Annotated in this window: 8 protein-coding genes; 7 read left to right on the top strand and 1 reads right to left on the bottom strand. The window is 71.1% G+C overall.

The window, feature by feature from the left end:
* Positions 1 to 17: 17 nt before the first annotated feature.
* Complete coding sequence (locus tag RIV14_RS02370; protein ID WP_075372339.1) at positions 18 to 1,241, bottom strand: arginine deiminase; 1,224 nt, start codon at positions 1,239 to 1,241, stop codon at positions 18 to 20.
* Between the two features lie 345 nt (positions 1,242 to 1,586).
* Between RIV14_RS02370 and RIV14_RS02365 the strand changes: the two genes are divergently transcribed.
* The 7 genes from RIV14_RS02365 (at position 1,587) to RIV14_RS02335 (ending at position 19,095) form a co-directional block, all read left to right on the top strand.
* Positions 1,587 to 2,267: an HAD family hydrolase gene (locus RIV14_RS02365; protein WP_075372340.1), complete on the top strand. Its 681-nt coding sequence runs from the start codon at positions 1,587 to 1,589 to the stop codon at positions 2,265 to 2,267.
* A 39-nt stretch (positions 2,268 to 2,306) separates the two neighbouring features.
* Positions 2,307 to 3,281, top strand: coding sequence for a methionyl-tRNA formyltransferase (gene fmt, locus RIV14_RS02360; RefSeq protein ID WP_075372341.1), 975 nt, complete (start codon positions 2,307 to 2,309; stop codon positions 3,279 to 3,281).
* 230 nt (positions 3,282 to 3,511) lie between these two features.
* A complete protein-coding gene (locus RIV14_RS02355; protein WP_081381828.1) occupies positions 3,512 to 4,903 on the top strand; it encodes an RsmB/NOP family class I SAM-dependent RNA methyltransferase in 1,392 nt (463 codons plus the stop codon).
* Between the two features lie 38 nt (positions 4,904 to 4,941).
* Positions 4,942 to 5,637: a ribulose-phosphate 3-epimerase gene (rpe, locus tag RIV14_RS02350; protein WP_075372343.1), complete on the top strand. Its 696-nt coding sequence runs from the start codon at positions 4,942 to 4,944 to the stop codon at positions 5,635 to 5,637.
* A gap of 404 nt (positions 5,638 to 6,041) precedes the next feature.
* A complete protein-coding gene (locus tag RIV14_RS02345) occupies positions 6,042 to 7,877 on the top strand; it encodes an ATP-binding protein (RefSeq protein ID WP_075372344.1) in 1,836 nt (611 codons plus the stop codon).
* A 66-nt stretch (positions 7,878 to 7,943) separates the two neighbouring features.
* Positions 7,944 to 9,512: an acyl-CoA carboxylase subunit beta gene (locus RIV14_RS02340; RefSeq protein WP_428978858.1), complete on the top strand. Its 1,569-nt coding sequence runs from the start codon at positions 7,944 to 7,946 to the stop codon at positions 9,510 to 9,512.
* A 130-nt stretch (positions 9,513 to 9,642) separates the two neighbouring features.
* Entirely contained in the window at positions 9,643 to 19,095 is a 9,453-nt protein-coding gene (locus RIV14_RS02335; RefSeq protein ID WP_081381829.1) for a type I polyketide synthase, read from the top strand.
* Positions 19,096 to 19,221: the final 126 nt, after the last annotated feature.

The following is a 19,221-nucleotide window of genomic DNA, read 5'->3' as shown; positions in this document are numbered from 1 at the left end:
TGCCGACCAGGGCCGACTCAGGCAAGTGGGTCCCGCAGGGTTGGGCAGCTCATGCAGTGAGGACCGCCGCGACCGCGACCGACCTCCGAGCCGGGAATGGTCAGGACCTCGATGCCATGGGAGGTAAGGTAGTCGTTGGTGTTGACGTTACGTTCATAGGTGACGACGACACCGGGGGCGATGGCCAAGGAGTTGGAGCCGTCGTCCCACTGCTCACGGGCGGCGGCCATCGAGTCCTGGGGCGTGATGAGGACGTTGAGCTCGCCAACGCCCAGGGCCTGGGCGATGATACGGTACATGTCCTCGGGGGCGTTGCTCGTGACGCTGATCTGCTTGTCGCCGTCCGGGCGCAGCGTGAGCGTCGGCAGCTTCCCCAGCCCGCCGTAGATGGTGAACGTGCCAACATCGACCATGGTCATCACCGTGTCGAGGTGCATCTGGGCGCGCGTCCGATTCATCTCGACGGCGACGATCTGGTTCACCTTGCCTCCGGCGAAGAGCCGGCTGGCGAGCCTCTCGATGCCCTGCGAGGTGGTGCGCTCGGAGACTCCGACCAGAACGGCGCCGTTGCCGATGATCTGGACGTCTCCACCCTCGACGGTGGCGGGGCCGGCCTGCGTGCCCTCGGACCATACGGGGAACTCGGAGCCCGCGAATCGGGGGTGCCAGCGGTAGATCGCCTCGTAGTTGATGGTCTCGCGCTTGCGAGCCGGCATCATCATCGAGTTGATGGACACCCCGTTGTAGATCCAGCAGGACGTGTCGCGAGTGAAGAGGTGGTTGGGCAGAGGCGGCAGAAGCAGGTCGTCGTCGCCCATGGAGGCCAGCACGAGCGAGTCCGGGCAGGGGGCGCGCTCGAGCAGCTCGGCCTTCGTGATCCCGGCGATGAGCACCTCGGCCAGCTCAGCTCCGGACAGCCCGTCGGTCAGGGCGCGCAGCGGTTCGGTGGCGCTGGGGCCGTTGGTGTTCTCGTTGACGACCCGGTCCAGGACGTAGTCCCTGGCCTCGGGAATCTCCAGGGTCTGAGCCAGAAGGTCACTGAGGTAGAGCACCTCGACGTCGCGACCGGTCAGGACTTGCGCGAACTGGTCGTGCTCCTCCTGGGCCCGTTCAAGCCACAGGACGTCGTCGAACAGGAGGTGGTCCTTGTTCTGCGGAGTGAGCCGGAGCATCTCGTTACCAGGCCTGTGCAGGATGACCTGGCGAAGCTTCCCGATTTCGGAATCTACGGAGAATTCCATGATTCCCTCTCTGACACAGCACCGTGTCGTTGACCTGGATCATGACGCGCATCGTGCGCTCTGGCTAACGAAGTGGTACGACCGTACCGGATTGGTACGAGCGTACCAGAACCGTTGACGGCTGAAAACCCCCTGGTAGGAAGAAGCTCAGAGCACGTTGATCAAGCGGCCATCGTCGAGACGTGATGTTGCTCTCGCCAGGCACTTCGCCACTTTCGGAGCTGCTCTCGAACGCCTCTGGCCTTCGACCGAGGCAGCCCAGCGTCAGTAGAAGACTTACAAACGTCAGAGGAGTTCCGGCCCGGTCGGGGTCACCTGAGACCCCGACGGCGCAGGCATGGGACGATGCCGGATGTGAATGCGCTGATCCCGGCTCTCAGAACCGCCGCCTCCTCCGACTCCGTGAGCGCCGTCGTCCTCGACTACGGCAACGTCCTGTACGCCTGGGAGCCCATCGCGGCCGTCGCTGGATATGTCTCGGCCGACGCCTGGGAGGAGTTCGTGGTCGACGGCGGGTTCCTGTCCTGGAACGAGCGCCTGGACCGGGGGGAGCCCTTCGACCAGGTGCTCACCGACTACGCCCGAGCCCACCCCGACCGCCCTGACTGGGTGGAGATCCTCTCCTTGTACCGCGAGCGCTTCGCCGCCTCACTGACCGGCCCCGTTCCCGGGATGGAGGCCCTGCTCGACGAGCTCCTTGAGGAAGGCGTGGCGCTGTACGGGCTGACCAACTTCGACGCCGAGCCCTTCGAGGCGGCCAGGCTCCTGGTTCCCCAGCTCGAGCGCTTCGTCGGTGTCGTCGTCTCCGGACGCGAGCACCTGACCAAACCGGACCCCGCCGCCTTCGAGCTTTTGCTGAGCCGTTACCGCCTCCAGGCCCCCAGCACTCTGTTCATCGACGACTCGCCGGTCAACATCGAGGCGGCCGGCCGGCTGGGGCTTCGCACCCATCGCTTCACCGGCTCAGGACGGCTGCGCTCCGAGCTCATCGCCTTGGGGCTACTCCCCACGCCGGGCCGGCGCTGAACCCCGCACTGGGTGACTTCGAGCCTTAGACTCAGGCGCATGCGTGTGCTTTTCGCCGGAACCCCCGAGGCCGCCCTGCCCACCCTGGAGGCCCTCATCGCCAGCGAGCACGACGTCGTCGGGGTCCTGACCCGGGCGGACGCCCGAAAAGGACGCGGCCGGACGCTGCACCCCTCACCGGTGGCGGCCACGGCTCGCGGCGCGGGGCTCGACGTGCGCACCCCGGCCACCCTCAAGGGCGAGCAGGCCGGCGACGTGCGCGACTGGGTGCGCGCCCTGAGGGCCGACGTCGCCGTCGTGGTCGCCTACGGTCGCCTGGTCCCGGCCGATCTGCTGGACGTGCCTGAGCACGGCTGGTTGAACCTGCACTTCTCGCTGCTGCCCGCGTGGCGCGGAGCCGCGCCGGTCCAGCGGGCGGTCATCGCCGGTGAGGAGGTCACCGGGGCCTGCGTGTTCCGGCTCGAGGAGGGGCTCGACACCGGTCCCGTCTACGGCCGAGTCACCGAGGCCATCAGTGGTCGGGATACCAGCGGGGACCTGCTTGAGCGGCTGGCGCGCGCCGGAGCGCCCCTGGTCCTCGACGTGCTGCGCTCCGTTGAGGACGGCAGCGTGCGCCCCGAGCCGCAGGATGACGCGCTGGCCACACTGGCACCCACGCTCTCCTCCGCCGACGGCCAGATTCGCTGGGAGGATCCGGCACTGAGCATCGACCGCCGGATCCGGGGCGTCAGTCCGGCGCCAGGCGCCCACACCACATATCAGGGGGCACGGTTCCGCCTGGGGCCGGTCACCGCGGTCCCGGAGGTCACCGATCTCCTGCCCGGTCACCTGCGCGCCACCAAGCACGAGGTTCTCGTGGGAACCGGGGACTGCGCTGTCCGTCTGGGACAGGTCGCGCCCGCCGGGCGCAGGTGGATGCCCGCCGATGCCTGGGCCCGGGGATCGCGACCGGAGGCGGGGACCGTCCTGGGGGCCGCGTCTGCGATGAACGACGACGGTGAGGCAATGAGCTGATGGGGGAACGATCGGCACGCCGGGGCGCATCGGGCGGCCACAACGAGAACCGGCGAGGCACAGGCCGCGGACGGGGCGACGCGCCCGGCAGACGCCGGGAGCACCGCGGCAGGCGAAGTGAGCGCGGCGGTCCTCACCAGGGCCGGCGCGCCCAGGGCCGGCGCGCCTTCAAGCAGGACGGCCCGCAGACGGGTGCGTCGGCGCGGGGCCGATCAGACTCGGCGCGTCAGGTGGCTCTGGAGGTACTCACCCGTGTTCGCCGCGACGACGCTTTCGCCAATCTTCTCCTGCCCGAGCTGTTGGAGGCCGCCGACCTGGATCGGCGCGACGCCGGCTTCGCCACCGCTCTGACCTACGGGACCCTGCGGCTTCGGGGGCGCTACGACGCCATGATCGCTGCCTGTACGGACCGTCCCCTGGAGCGCATCGACGCGGCCGTGCTCGACGTCCTGCGCCTGGGGGCCCACCAGCTCATGGGGATGAGGGTTGCCCAGCACGCCGCCGTGAGCACCACCGTGGATTTGGCCACCGCCTCCTGCGGGCGCGGCGCAGCCACCTTCGTCAACGCGGTCATGCGTCGGCTCAGTGAGCGGGACCTGGACTCCTGGATGGCGGTGCTGCGCCGGGACGCACCCGATGAGACGGCCGCTCTGGCCCGCATTCAGTCGCACCCGGAGTGGATCGTCAAGGCGCTGCGTCAGGCCCTGGCCACTCACGGCCGCAGCGGCGATGAGCTCGAAGCGCTCCTGGCGGCGGACAACGTCGACCCCGAGGTGGTGCTGTGCGCCAGGCCCGGCCTCGTCGCCCCAGAAGCGCTGGCCAAGGTCGCTCGCAAGGCCGACCGGGCCCACGACGTCGAGCCGCGACCGGGCAGGATCAGTCCCCTCGCCGTCGTCATGGTCGGGGGAGACCCAGGCCGGATCGAGGCGATCCGCGACTCGCGGGCCGGGGTTGAGGACGAGGGCAGCCAGCTGGTGGCGCTCATGGCGGCGCATGCTCCCCTCGAGGGCCGCGACGAGCACTGGCTGGACCTGTGCGCCGGGCCCGGCGGCAAGGCCGCCCTGCTCGCGGCGAGGGCCGCGCAGACGGGCGCCCGTCTGCTGGCCAATGAGGTCAGCCCCCACCGGGCCGACCTGGTGCGCTCCGCTCTGCGCGCCATCGCGCCGGACGTGGCCAGGGTGCGATGCGGCGACGGACGCGACCTGGGCCGCGATGAGCCCGGCGCCTACGACCGGGTCCTGGTCGACGCCCCCTGCACGGGCCTCGGATCACTGCGTCGTCGCCCCGAGGCCCGTTGGCGCCGAGAGCCGGGGGACGTCACCGTCCTGGCCGAGCTTCAGCGCGAGCTGCTGGCCAGCGCGCTGCGCGCCGTGCGGCGAGGGGGAGTGGTGACCTACGTGACCTGCTCCCCGCACACCCTGGAGACGAGTCTCGTGGTGCGTGACGTGACGCGCCGTCTGGAGCGCGAGGGCCTGCGCACTGAGCCCCTGCACGCTGGGGACGTCGCCACCCGTCTGGCCCCGCAGCCACCGGCCGGAGCCGACCGGGAGACGCTTCAGCTCTGGCCCCACCTCGACGGTACCGACGCCATGTTCTGCGCCTTGCTGCGCCGCACCAGCTGACCGACCACCCGCACCAGCGCATCATGAGGAGCATCCCGATGACGGCCATCCACCCCTCGATCCTCAACTGCGACATCGCCCACCTGGCCGACGAGCTCGACCGGGTCACGGGAGACGACGGCGCCCGAGGCGCCGACGGGATCCATGTCGATGTCATGGACAACCACTTCGTACCCAACCTGTCCTGGGGGCTGCCGGTGGTCGAGGCGGTGCTCGCCCACTCCTCGCTGCCTGTGGACGCCCACCTCATGATCCGCGACGCCGACCGCTGGGCACCGGCCTACGCCGAGGCCGGTTGCCAGATCGTCACCCCCCATGCCGAGGCCACGACGGCGCCGGTGCGTCTGGCGCGCGAGCTCCACCGGCTCGGCGCCGGCGCGGGCATCGCCCTGAGACCCGCCACCCCCTTGGAGACCGTCGCCGATGTGCTGGGGGAGTTCGACCTCCTCCTGCTCATGACCGTGGAGCCGGGCTTCGGAGGCCAGTCCTTCATCGAGTCGATGCTGCCCAAGATCCGTCGGGCTCGCGAGCTGGTCGGCGCCAGAGGGCTCGACCTGCGCGTGCAGGTCGATGGCGGCATCACCATCCAGTCCATTGAGCGCGCGGCCGAGGCCGGGGCGGATGTCTTCGTCGCCGGCTCAGCGGTCTACCGGGCCGACGACGCCCTGGCCGCCATCTGCCAGCTGCGTGAGGTGGCCTCCTCGCACCGCCATGACACGTGCAGCGGCCGTTGACGGCGCCGAGGGGGCACTGACCGTGGCTGGAACTGACCGTGGCTGGAATCGACACCCCGCTAGAGGAGAGGCTCGTGATGCAGATGTGGCAGCCGGTACGTAGAGCCACGTCGTCTCACGAGGCTTGTGGGAAACCTCAAAGGTGCTCGAGGGACGAGGAGCGCCTTTGTGAGGCCCCCGTTATGCCGCCCTATCACTGGGGTCTCGACTGTTACACCAACGCAACTCTTGGTCTTTGTGAGGTTTCCACAAATGGAATGTGGTGCCCCGACCACGTAACGTCGGTGTCCAGTGGAGCTGCCCCTCGACGACTGCAGGGAAGGTGCGGATCCACCCCGCAGGCCCGAGGAGGGCCCGCCGCCAGCCCGGCACCGTCCAGGTAAGTCCAGGTAAGGAGACTCTTGGTGACCCTCTCCCGCATCCTCATCGCCAACCGTGGCGAGATCGCACTGCGTATCGTGCGAACCGCCCGCGATCTGGGGGCGACGTCGATCCTTCCGTACACGCCCGAGGACCTGATGAGCCCCGCGGCAGAACTTGCCGACGAGGCCTACGCGCTGCCTGAGGGATCGTCCTACACCGACGCGGCGGCGCTGCTCGAGATGGCTCATGCCACCGGCGCCGACGCCATCCACCCCGGTTACGGGTTCCTGTCCGAGGACGCTGACTTCGCCCGCTCCGTCATCAATGCCGGTATCACCTGGGTCGGTCCCTCGCCTGAGGCCATGGATGCCCTCGGGGACAAGATGAGCGCCCGGGCCACCGCCGAGCGGGCCCAGGTCGCCCCGGTGCCGGGCATCACCGACTCGGTCACCGACGCCGAGACCGTCATCGCCTTCGCCGCCGCCCACGGCTACCCGGTCGCCCTGAAGCGCACTGACGGCGGTGGCGGCCGCGGCATCACCGTCCTGCACAACGACGACGAGGTCAGGACCACCCCGGCCTTCGAGTCCGCGGCGCAGGGCGGCGGAACCCTCATCCTGGAGCGGTTCGTCACGGCCGCACGCCATATCGAGACTCAGTGCGCCCGCGACTGCCACGGCGGGTTCGCCGTGGTCTCCACCCGCGACTGCTCCCTGCAGCGACGCAACCAGAAGCTCCTCGAGGAGGCTCCTGCCCCCTTCCTGCCTGAGGGCGTTCACGACCGTCTCGTCGAGGCCTCCCATCGCCTCCTGGAGACGGTCGACTACGTCGGGGTGGCCACCTGCGAGTTCCTCCTGACCCCCGAGGGCGATGTCTGGTTCCTGGAGGTCAACCCCCGTCTTCAGGTGGAGCACTGCGTCACCGAAGAGGTCACCGGCACCGACCTGGTCGAGGTCCAGCTGCGCATCGCCGAGGGCGGTCACCTCGGGCAGGTCAACGAGCCCCGCGGTCACAGCCTCGAGTTGCGCATCACCTGTGAGGACCCCACGCGCGGTCTGGCCCCCTCCACCGGCGCCATCACCCGCCTGCGCTGGCCGGCCGGCCCTGGGATCCGCATCGAGTCCGGAGTCACCGAAGGCGACGTCGTCACCCCCTTGTTCGACCCGATGCTCGCCAAGATCATCGTCACCGGCGCCAGCCGGGAGCAGGCCATCGCCCGAGCCCGGCGTGCCCTGCGGGAGACGGTGGTCGAAGGCGTCACCGTCTGCACCGCCCTGCACGCCGAGGTCCTCACCCGCCCCGACTTCACCGCACCCGACAGCGCCGGGCGGCTGGCCGTGACCACGCGGTGGATCGAGAAGGAGGTGCTGCCCGATCTCGACGACGCCGCGGCGACGTCGCAGGCCGACGGCTCCCCGGAGACGGCCACCAACCCGCGCACCCGCTCCAGCTACATCATCGAGCTCAACGGCCGCCGCATGCAGCTGACCCTGCCCGACGGGATCCTCGCCCCCTCCGTCCCGGCGCGAGGCTTCAGCTCCCGCAGCAACCGGGCCCAGCCGCTGCGCGGCCGTTCGGGCGGGACCCGCTCACCTCGAGGCGCAGCTCCCGGTGATACCGGGACCGCCGGCGGTGAGCCCGGCGTCATCGCTGCCCCTATGCAGGCCATCGTCACCCGTATCTGTGTGGAGCCGGGCCAGCAGGTCTGTCAGGGCGACCTGCTCGTGGTCCTGGAGTCCATGAAGATGGAGAACTACGTCCACGCACCCAGCGACGGCACCATCTCGGAGATCCCCGTCAGCGCCGGACGCACCGTCTCTGCCGGCGACGTCCTGGTGCGCATGCACACCCCCGAGAACGGCTCCGAGGAGGCCTGAACCGTGACCACCGATCCCCTCTCCGGCCCCGGAGCGCCTGCCGAGACACCGGCCCCGGGAAGCACCATGGCCGACTCGGTCGCCACCACCGCCTTCCGCCAGCGCATCGCCCGCGTCGACCGGGAGGCGGAGGAGCGCGCCGCCGCCCGTCAGCACGCCAAGGGCAAGCGCACCGCCCGCGAGCGCATCAACGACCTGCTCGACGACTCCACCTTCCTGGAGATCGGCCGCTACACCGGTTCGGGCGCCGGCGACAAGGCCCGACCCTCAGGCGTCGTCACCGGCTTCGGTCAGATTGACGGCCGGCAGGTGGCGGTCTACTCCCAGGACTTCTCCGTCTCTGGCGGCGCCCTGGGCACCATCGAGGGGGACAAGATCGTCCGCCTCCTGGACGACGCCCTGCGCCTGCGCATCCCCGTCATCGGGCTCATTGACTCCGGTGGCGCCAAGATCCAGGAGGGCGTGGGCGCTCTGCGCCAGTACGGACGCATCTTCAACCGCACCTGCGCCGCCTCCGGGCTGGTCCCGCAGATCAGCGTCATCCTGGGACCCTGCGCCGGTGGCGCCGTCTACAGCCCGGCCCTGACCGACTTCGTCATCGCCACCCGCCAGGCCTCCCACATGTTCGTCACCGGCCCCGACGTCGTACGCGCCGTGACCGGTGAGCAGATCAGCGCCGAGGACCTCGGCGGTGCGAAGATCCACGGCTCGGTCTCCGGCGTCGTCCACTACGTGGCCGACGATGAGGAGGACGCGCTGGGGCAGGTCCGCACCTTCCTGGCCTACCTGCCCTCCTCGGCCGAGGTCAGTGCCCCCCTGTACGCCTACGACGACGCCGACGCCCAGGCCGACGCTGAGGCTGCCCGCAGCGTCGGCGAGATCGTGCCTGCCTCCACCCGGCAGGCCTATGACGTCGTCGAGGTGGTGTCAGCCGTCGTCGACCATGGTGAGCTCGTCCAGGTCCAGGAGGAGTTCGCCCCCAACGTCGTGGTCGGCTTCGCCTGCTTCGAGGGCCGCCCGGTGGGGATCGTCGCCAACCAGCCGCTGGTGGACGCCGGCACCCTGGACGTCGACGCCTCCGAGAAGCTCGCCCGCTTCGTGCGCTTCTGCGACGCCTTCGGACTGCCGGTGGTCACCTTCGTCGACGTCCCCGGCTACCGTCCCGGAGCCGAGCAGGAGCACGCCGGCATCATCCGCCGTGGCGCCAAGGTCATTAACGCCTACGCCACCGCCACCGTGCCACTGGTGACGATCGTCCTGCGCAAGGCCTACGGCGGCGCCTACATCGTCATGGGCTCCAAGGCCATCGGCGCCGACCTCAACTTCTGCTGGCCGGGGGCTGAGATTGCCGTCCTGGGCGCTACCGGTGCCGTGGGCATCATCCACCGCCGCGACCTGGCCAAGGTCCGTGACGAGCAGGGGGAGGAGGCCGCCGCCGCCGAGCACGAGCGGCTCGTGGCCGAGTACACCGATGCCGTCATCAACCCCGACAAGGCCGTGGCCATCGGAGAGATCGACGCCGTCATCGCCCCTGAGGACACCCGCAACGTCATCGTCGACTCACTGGCCGCGCTGCGCGCCAAGAACGACGCCCGTCCCGAGTCGCCCAAGAAGCATGACAACATCCCCCTCTGACCCCGGCTCCGAGTCCCACTCGCCGCCGCTTTCACCGCTTTCACCACGTCCCCCGTCACCTGACCTCAGTTCTGGTAACCGTTCCGAGACCACCGACCACGCCGTCGCAACACCGAAGGACACCACTACCGTGCACACGAACTCGCAAGCCCCCAGCCCCGCGACCACCATCGCTGAGCGCCTGAGCGGAGGCGAGCCCTACATCATCACCTTCGGAGGACAGGCCACCCCCTGGCGCCAGACGCTGGCCGACCTGGTCTCCCTGGACCGCGCCCTGGCCGATGACGTCGTGGCGGTCGACCGGGCCGTGGCCGAGCGCCTGGCCCCCGTGGCCACCGACCTGCTCACCGTGACCCCGCGCGGCTCGCGGCTCCTGGACGACGAGGCCGCTCCGGTCACCCCCCAGCACCGCACCACCGCCGACGGCGCAGACGTCTCCGTGCCAGGCATCCTCATGGCCCAGCACGCGGCCCTGGCCTCCCTACCCGGCGCCGGTATCGACCCGGCCGCCCACGCCCCGGTGAGCGCCATCGGCCACTCCCAGGGCGTCCTGGGCGTCAGCCTCCTCCAGGCCGTGCAGGCTGGTGAGCGCGAGAGCGTCATTGAGGTTCACGCCATCGCCCGCCTCATCGGTGCGGCGGCCACCCGCACCACCCGTCGCCTCGACCTGGGCACCGTGGGGGAGTCCACCCCGATGCTCTCGGTCCGCGGTGTCACTCGCAGCGTGCTCGACGCGGTCCTGGCCCGGGTCCCCGGCTCCGAGCGGATCTCCGTGGGCGTGACCAACGGCCGTCAGGCGCACATCCTCTCGGGGCGCCCAGCCGACCTCGAGAGCGTTGTCACCGCGCTGGAGGCGGCCGCCGCCCGCAGCGCCAAGGCCCGCAAGGATCGCCGTCGCGGTGGCGCCGTGCTGGCCCCGGTCACCGAGTTCCTCACCACCTCGGTTCCCTTCCACACCCCGCTGCTCGCCGGTGCTGTCGACGACGTCGCCGCCTGGGCGGCCACCTGCGGCCTGAACGAGAAGCTCGCCCGCGAGCTGGCCACTGCCGTGCTCATTGACCCGGTCGACTGGCCCGGCCTGGTCACCGGGGCCCTCGCAGCCGGATCGGACGCCCCGGTGCGCACCGTCCTGGACCTGGGACCGGGCAATGTCCTGGTTCGTCTCACCGAGGGCGTCGTGGCCGGTACGGGAACCACCGTCGTGCCCGCGGGGACCGCCAAGGCCATTGACGACCTCGACCGCGCCGGCGCGGCCCCCCGCCCCGGCGTCGACCGCTCCCGCTTCGCCCCGCGCATCACCCGCCTGCCCGACGGCCGTCTCACCCTCGACACCGCCTTCACCCGCCTGACCGGGCGCAGCGCGGTGCTCCTGGCGGGAATGACCCCCACCACCGTGGATCCGGCCATCGTTGCGGCCGCCGCCAACGCAGGCTACTGGGCTGAGCTCGCCGGCGGGGGCCAGACCACCCCCGCCGTCCTGACCGAGAACCTTCAGGGCCTGGAGAAGGCGCTCGAGCCGGGGCGCACCGCGGCCTTCAACGCCATGTTCATGGACCGCTACCTGTGGAACCTGCACCTGGGGACCCAGCGGCTGCTGTCCAAGGCCCGCGCCGGGGGCGCCCCCATCGACGGCATCACCATCTCCGCCGGTATCCCCGAGCTCGAGGAGGCCACCGCCCTGCTCGAGCGCCTGCACGCCGAGGGCTTCCCCTACATCGCCTTCAAGCCCGGCACCGTGGACCAGATCCGTCAGGTCCTGGCCATCGCCCGCGCCGTGCCCGACAGCCCCGTCATCATCCAGATCGAGGACGGACACGCCGGTGGCCACCACTCGTGGGAGGACCTGGACACCATGCTCCTGGCCACCTACGACGCCATCCGCGCCGTGACCAACGTGGTGCTCGTCGTCGGCGGCGGCATCGGTACGCCCACCCGCGCCGCCGACTACCTCACCGGCCGCTGGGCCGAGGCCTACGGTACGGCCGCCGCCCCCGTCGACGGCGTCATGATCGGAACCGCCGCCATGACCTGCCTGGAGGCCAAGACCAACGACGACGTCAAGCAGCTCCTCGTCGACACCCCCGGGATCCCCGAGGACTCCGGGGTCGAGGGCGGCTGGGTCGCCTCCGGGGAGTCCATCGGTGGCATGACCTCCGGTTTGTCCCACCTGCGTGCCGACCTCTACGAGATCGACAACTCCTCGGCCCGGGCCTCCCGCCTCATCCAGGAGCTCGCCGGTGACGAGGCCGCCATGGCCGCACGCCGCCAGGAGATGATCGACGCCCTGGCCAAGACCGCCAAGCCCTACTTCGGCGACGTCGAGGAGATGACCTACCTTCAGTGGGCCACCCGCTACGCCGAGCTGTGCGTCGCCCCCCACGAGGGGCGCTGCGCCACCCGCGCCGACTGGGCCGACGAGGGCTGGTACGACCGCTTCATCGACCTGCTGCACCGCATCGAGGCCCGCCTGAGCCCGGCCGACCACGGCGAGATCCCCACGCTCTTCGCCGACTACGACGCCGTCATCGACTCCGACGCCGCCCTGGCCTCCCTGGCCGAGCACTACCCGTCGGCCGCCTCCACCCTCGTGGAGCCCGTCGACGCCGCCTGGTTCGTCGACCTGTGCCGCAAGCACCCCAAGCCCGTGCCCTTCGTGCCCGTGGTCGACGCCGACATCCTGCGCTGGTGGGGCACCGACTCCCTGTGGCAGTCCCAGGACCCGCGCTACACCGCTGACCAGGTGCGCATCATCCCCGGTCCCGTCGCCGTGGCCGGCATCACCACCATCAACGAGCCGGTCGGCGAGCTGTTGGGCCGCTTCGAGACCGCCGCTGTCGAGGCCCTCCAGGACGCCGGCACCGGCGAGCAGGAGGCCGCCGGCCGTCTGGGCGCCGCCCCCGCCGTGGCCGACGGCGTCCTGGCGTCCCCCGTGGCCGACGCCAAGGAGCTCGTCCAGGTGGCCCCCCACGTCCTGTGGAACGGCCACCTGACGGTCAACCCGGCCACCGTCCTGGACGACGACGCCTACAACGTCGTTGCCCGCCCGGACGTGGCCGAGGACGCCTACGACCTCGACATCCGCCTCGACACCCACTGGGACGGCACTCCCGGCGGAGACAAGATCCACGCCGTGCGCCGCCTCGTGGTGCCGCTGCGCCTGGCCCGCGCCTGGGACGGCGCCGCCCCACTGGTCGACCCCGAGCGCATCAGCGAGACGATGAACGACCTGCTGCGGGCCACCGCAGGTGTGGGGGCTGTGTCCATCACGGGCGACAACGTCGACCACCTGCCCGAGGTCCGCCCCGCGCAGGACGGAGCCACGGACGCCCTGGGGCGTCCCGCCACCCAGCCCTTCGGCACCATCCACGGCTCCTTCACGCTGGCCAGCAACCTGGGCCACGACCACGCCTCGGTAACTGCCGACGCCTTGCCCGTGGACCTGTCCGCCGCGCCCTTCGTGCCCGACGCCCTGCTCGGCCCCTGCTGGCCGGTGGTCTACGCCGCCCTGGGCAGCGTCGTCGAGGACGGCATGCCGCTCATCGAGGGCCTGCTCGGCGCCGTCCACCTGGACCACACCATCGACCTGCACCTCACCCTCCACCAGCTCCAGGAGGCCGCGGCCACGACCAGCCCCACGATCGACGTCACCGGCTGGGTCGCCGCGCTGGAGGAGTCCAGTGCCGGCCGTGTCGTCGACGTGCGCCTGGAGCTGACCGACGCCTGCGACGGCACCGTGGTGGCACTCATGCGCGAGCGCTTCGCCATCCGCGGCCGTGCCTCCGGCAACGCCGTGCCCAGCGCCCCCGAGCTCGCCGGCGGCACCGGGCGCAAGACGGCCCCGGCCGCGCGCCGCATCCTGCGCCGCACCACCGTCACCGCGCCCGCGGACATGACGGCCTTCGCTCGGGTCACCGGTGACTTCAACCCGATCCACACCTCCTACAACGCCGCCCGTGTGGCAGGCATGGAGGCCCCGCTCGTTCACGGCATGTGGCTGTCGGCCACCGCCCAGCAGGTGGCGGCCTCCACCGCGGCCGACGGCTCGCGCCACGTCCTGGCCGGCTGGACCTACGTCATGACCGGTCCGGTGGAGCTGAACGACGACGTCGAGATCACCGTGGAGCGCACCGGCCTGGTGGTCGGCGGCGGCTACGTCCTGGAAGTCGTCTGCCGCATCAACGGCGAGGTCGTCTCCCGCGGCACCGCCGTGACGACGCCCGAGCCCACCGCCTACGTCTACCCCGGTCAGGGCATCCAGGCCCCCGGCATGGGCCTGGACGAGATGAACTCCTCCAAGGCCGCCCGGGAGATCTGGGAGCGGGCCGACGCCCACACCCGCGCCGAGCTGGGCTTCTCCGTCATCAACCTGGTGCGCGACAACCCCACCGAGATGACCGCCCGCGGCGTCACCTACCGCCACCCCGAGGGGCTGCTCAACCTCACCCAGTTCACCCAGGTAGCCCTGGCCACCGTCGCCATGGCGACCACTGCGCGCCTGGCCGAGGCCGGCGCCCTCGTGGACAACGCCGCCTTCGCCGGCCACTCCCTGGGCGAGTACACAGCACTGAGCGCCTACGGGCACGTCATGCCCGTGGAGACGACCATCTCGATCGTCTTCCAGCGCGGCTCCACCATGCACTCGCTGGTGCCGCGCGACGCCGACGGCGCCTCGAACTACCGCATGGGGGCCCTGCGCCCCAACCAGGCGGGTATCAAGGCCGACGAGGTCGAGGCCTACGTGCGCTCGATCTCCCAGGCCACCGGAGAGTTCCTCCAGATCGTCAACCACAACCTGGCCGGCGTTCAGTACGCCGTGGCAGGCACGATCAAGGGCCTGGACGCCCTGGCCGCCGACGCCCGCGCCAAGGCCAAGGCCCGCGGAGGCAAGAACCCCTTCATGTTCGTCCCCGGCATCGACGTGCCCTTCCACTCCGAGGTGCTGCGCCCCGGCGTGCCGGAGTTCCGCACTCGCCTGCTCGAGCTCGTCCCCGAGAACCTGGACGTCGAGCGGCTGGTGGGCCACTACGTGCCCAACCTTGTGGCCCGACCCTTCGCCCTGACCCAGGACTTCGCCCGTTCGATCCTTCAGGTCGTTCCCTCCGAGCCCGTTGAGGAGATCCTGGCCAACTGGGACTCCTGGGTGAAGCGCCCCACGGAGCTGGCCCGCGTCCTGCTGGTCGAGCTCCTGGCCTGGCAGTTCGCCTCCCCAGTGCGCTGGATCGAGACCCAGGAGGTCCTGCTGTCCTCCCCGAGCGAGGGAGGCCTGGGGATCGAGCACATCGTCGAGGTGGGCCTGGCGGGTTCCCCCACCCTGGCGAACCTGGCCACCAACACCCTGCGTCTGCCCCAGCACGCCGGACGCCACGTCACCGTGCACAACGCTCGCCGCGACGAGGCCCGGGTGCTGGCCACCGACACCGACCCGGCCGTCGAGCTCACCGAGCCGGACTTCGACGTTCCGGCCGCGCAGGAGCCGGCTGCTGAGGCCGAGGCTCCCGCGCAGAGCGCCGCGGTCGAGGCCGCACCTGCTCCCACGGCCGAGGCCGCCCCCGCTGCGGCGGCTCCGGCCGCAGCCGGACCGGTGGACGACCTGCCCTTCGGTGCGACCGACGCCCTGACGGTGCTGCTGGCCCACGCCTCGCGCATCCGCCCCGAGCAGATCGGCGCCACGGACACCACCGAGACACTCACCAACGGAGTCTCCTCGCGCCGTAACCAGCTCCTCATGGACCTGGGCACCGAGCTCGAGCTCGCCTCCATCGACGGCGCCGCTGACGCCGACATGACGGCCCTGGCTGCCACGGTCGCCAAGGGTGCCCCCGGCTACAAGGCCTTCGGTCCCGTTCTCACCGAGGCCATCCGCGTGGGACTGGGCCGCCTTCTGGGCCCCTCCGGCGTGCGCGCCTCTCGTATCGCTGACCGCGTTACCGGCACCTGGGGTCTGGGGCAGGGATGGGTCTCCCACGTGACCGCCGCACTGTTCCTGGGCACCCGGGAGGGCTCCTCGATGCGCGGCGAGGACCTGGCCTCCCTGGGCTCCTCGGCCCCGTTGACCAGTGCAAGCGCCGTGGACGCCCTCATCGACTCCGCCGTCCAGGCCGTCGCCGCCGACCACGGTGTGGCCGTCTCCAAGCCGAGTGCCGGCGGCGCCGGAGGCGCAGTGGTCGACTCCGCGGCCCTGGACGCCTTCGCCCAGAGCGTCACCGGCTCCGAGGGCGTCCTGGCCACCACGGCCCACACCCTCCTGGACGCCCTGGGCCTGGCCGAGAAGGCCACTGTCCCGGCTGACGCCGACGACGAGGCCTCCCGCACCCGGGCCGCCATGGCCGCCCTGGACGCCGAGCTGGGCGCCGGATGGGTCAAGTCCGTCACACCGGCCTTCGCCCCTGAGCGCGCCGTCCTCATCGACGACCGCTGGGCCACGGCCCGTGAGGACGTCGCCCGACTCGGCTCCGGCGAGACCGACCTGGATGCCTTCCGCCGGCTCCTGGCCCCCGAGCGCTTCGTGGGCCTGGGGCAGGCGGTGGCCGACCACGCCACCTGGTGGGCCAAGCAGGTCAAGGCCTCCGACTTGGCCGACGGCGCCGAGCGCGCCGCCGTCCTGACCGCGATCGCCCAGGCCGCGCCGAAGGCTCCCCAGGCCGACGATCCCACGGTGCGCTGGTCCGAGGACGTCGCCGTCGTCACCGGTGTGGCCCCCGGCTCCATCGCCGCGGCCGTCGTCGGAGAGCTGCTGGCCGGTGGCGCCACCGTGGTGGCCACCAGCTCGCGCCTGACCCACGAGCGCCTCGAGTTCGCCACCACCCTGTACCGCGAGCACGCCGCTGCCGGCGCCAAGCTGTGGATGGTTCCCGCGAACCTGTCCTCCTACCGGGACGTCGACGCCCTGGCCGAGTGGATCGGCAACGACCAGGTGGTCACCTCCGGCGGCTCCACCAAGGTGGTCAAGGAGGCCCTGGTTCCCACCCTCCTGTTCCCCTTCGCCGCGCCGCGCGTCTCGGGCACGCTGGCCGACGCCGGCCCCGCGGCCGAGTCCCAGACCCGCCTGCTGCTGTGGTCGGTGGAGCGCACCATTGCGGCTCTGAGCGCCATCGGCACCGACACCCACGTCGACCACCGTCTGCACGTGGTCCTGCCCGGCTCCCCGAACCGGGGCACCTTCGGCGGTGACGGCGCCTACGGTGAGGTCAAGTCCGCTCTGGACGCGATCGTCAACCGCTGGTCGTCGGAGCGGGTCTGGGCCCAGCGCGTCACTCTGGCCCACCCCCGTATCGGCTGGGTCAAGGGCACCGGCCTCATGGGCGGTAACGACCCGCTTGTCGCCGCCGTCGAGGCTGCCGGGGTGCGCACCTGGACCACGGAGGAGATCGCCTCCGAGCTCACCGACCTGTGCACCACCGAGGTGCGTACTCGGGCGGCCCAGGCCCCGGTGAACGCTGACCTCACGGGGGGACTGGGTGACGACATCGACCTGGTGGCCCTGCGTGAGAACGCCGCTGCTCAGGGCGCCGAGCCCACCGAGGAGACAGAGGCCCCGGCCGTCATCAAGGCCCTGCCCACCCCGGTGGTCCCGACTCAGCCCACCGCCCCCCAGTGGGGCGAGGTGAGCGCCGACCTCGACGACCTGGTCGTCATCATCTCCACCGGAGAGGTTTCCACCTGGGGATCGGGTCGTACGCGCCGCGAGGCCGAGCTGGGTATGAGCAGCGGGGAGGACGTTGACCTGACCGCCGCCGGGGTCCTCGAGCTCGCCTGGGGCATGGGGCTGCTCACCTGGCAGGACAGCCCCAAGGCTGGCTGGTACGACGCCGACGGGGAGATGGTCGAGGAGTCCGACATCCTGGAGCGCTACCGCGACGAGGTCGTGGCCCGCTGCGGTATCCGCCAGTTCGTCGACGACGGCGTCATCGCGCCGATCGCCGATGAGGAGGTCATCGTCTACCTCGACCGCGACATCACCCTGTCGGTTCCCGACGAGGCCACGGCCCGCACCATTGAGGCCTCCGACCCCGAGCACACGCTCGTGGTCCCCGACGCCGAGACCGGCGAGTGGACCGTCACCCGCCTGGCCGGCTCACTGGCCCGGGTGCCGCGCCGCGCCGCGCTGTCGCGCACGGTTGGCGGCCAGTTCCCGCGCGACTTCGACCCGGAGCGCTGGGGCATCCCCGCCTCGATGACCCAGGGAATGGACCCGATCGCCTCCTGGAACCTGGTCACCACCGTTGACGCCTTCCTGTCGGCCGGTTTCACCCCGGCCGAGCTCCTCAAGGCCGTCCACCCCTCCGACGTGGCCTCCACGCAGGGCACCGGGTTCGGCGGCATGGAGTCGATGCGCAAGATGTTCGTCGGCCGGTTCCTGGGGGAGGAGCGTCCCAGTGACATCCTCCAGGAGGCCCTGCCCAATGTCGTGGCCGCCCACGTCATGCAGTCCTACATCGGCGGCTACGGCGCCATGGTCCAGCCGGTGAGCGCCTGCGCCACCGCGGCCGTCTCCATCGAGGAGGGCTGGGACAAGATCGCCCTGGGCAAGGCCGACGTCGTCGTGGCCGGCGCCATCGACGACATCTCGATCGAGTCGGTCGTCGGCTTCGGCAACATGAACGCCACCGCGGAGGCCGCGGCCATGCGTGCCAAGGGCATCTCCGACCGCCACTTCTCGCGCGCCAACGACCGCCGCCGCGGCGGATTCGTGGAGGCCGAGGGCGGCGGCACGGTGATCCTGGCCCGTGGCTCGGTGGCGGCCCGGATGGGGCTGCCGGTGGCCGGCGTGGTTGGATTCGTCTCCTCCTACGCCGACGGCGCCCACACCTCGATCCCGGCCCCCGGCCTGGGCGCCCTGGGCGCCGGCCGCGGCGGGCGCAGCTCGCGCCTGGCCAAGGCCCTGGCGGCCCTGGGTGTGGAGGCTGACGACATCGCGCTGGTCTCCAAGCACGACACCTCGACCGGTGCCAACGACCCCAACGAGTCCGAGCTGCACACGCGTCTGGCGCGCGCACTGGGACGCTCCGAGGGCAACTCGCTGGTGGCGGTCTCGCAGAAGACCATCACCGGTCACGCCAAGGGCGGTGCCGCGGTCTTCCAGGTCGCGGGCCTGACCGAGATTCTTGCCTCCGGTGTGGCTCCCGGTAACGCCTCCCTGGACGTCGTCGACGCCCCCCTGGCTAAGGACGTCTTCTGGGTGTGGCCGCGCAGGCCCATCCGTCTGGCCGGCCGCGGCGGTCAGGACGGGCGGGTCCCCGGTGCCGGCCCAGTGCGAGCCGGCCTGCTGACCTCGCTGGGCTTCGGACACGTCTCCGGTCTCATCGCGATCGTCCACCCCGGCGCCTTCGAGGCCGCCCTGCGTCAGGCCGAGGGCCAGGAGGCGGTTGACGCCTGGCTGGCCTCCGCCAACGCCCGCCTGGCCGCCGGGACCAGGCGCCGCCGCGCAGGCATGATCGGCCGGGCCCCGCTGTTCGAGCAGGTCCAGGGCCGGCGCCTGGGGGAGGAGTCCAAGCAGCGCGACCCGCATGAGGTCGAGGCCGCCATGCTGCTCGACCCCGACGCCCGTCTGGGCTCCGACGGCGTCTACCACACCGGCGAGTAAGCTCATCACGATAGCGGACAGGGCCGGTTCTACAGACGATGGATACCGTCTGTAGAACCGGCCTTGTTTGGTCCATATGGAATTGTCAAAGGAATTGCGTCAATGATTCGTAAGTTTTACTTCATG

This window comes from Actinomyces acetigenes (assembly GCF_031296635.1).
Lineage (GTDB): Bacteria > Actinomycetota > Actinomycetes > Actinomycetales > Actinomycetaceae > Actinomyces > Actinomyces acetigenes.
The sequence above is the reverse complement of the archived record's forward strand: the minus strand, read 5'-3'. Positions and strand labels throughout refer to the sequence as shown.

Coding starts and splice junctions, on each gene's coding strand:
- RIV14_RS02370 (WP_075372339.1), bottom strand. CDS start 1,241: ATGGAATTCTCCGTAGATTCCGAAATCGGGAAGCTTCGCCAGGTCATC.
- RIV14_RS02365 (WP_075372340.1), top strand. CDS start 1,587: ATGCCGGATGTGAATGCGCTGATCCCGGCTCTCAGAACCGCCGCCTCC.
- fmt (WP_075372341.1), top strand. CDS start 2,307: ATGCGTGTGCTTTTCGCCGGAACCCCCGAGGCCGCCCTGCCCACCCTG.
- rpe (WP_075372343.1), top strand. CDS start 4,942: ATGACGGCCATCCACCCCTCGATCCTCAACTGCGACATCGCCCACCTG.
- RIV14_RS02340 (WP_428978858.1), top strand. CDS start 7,944: ATGGCCGACTCGGTCGCCACCACCGCCTTCCGCCAGCGCATCGCCCGC.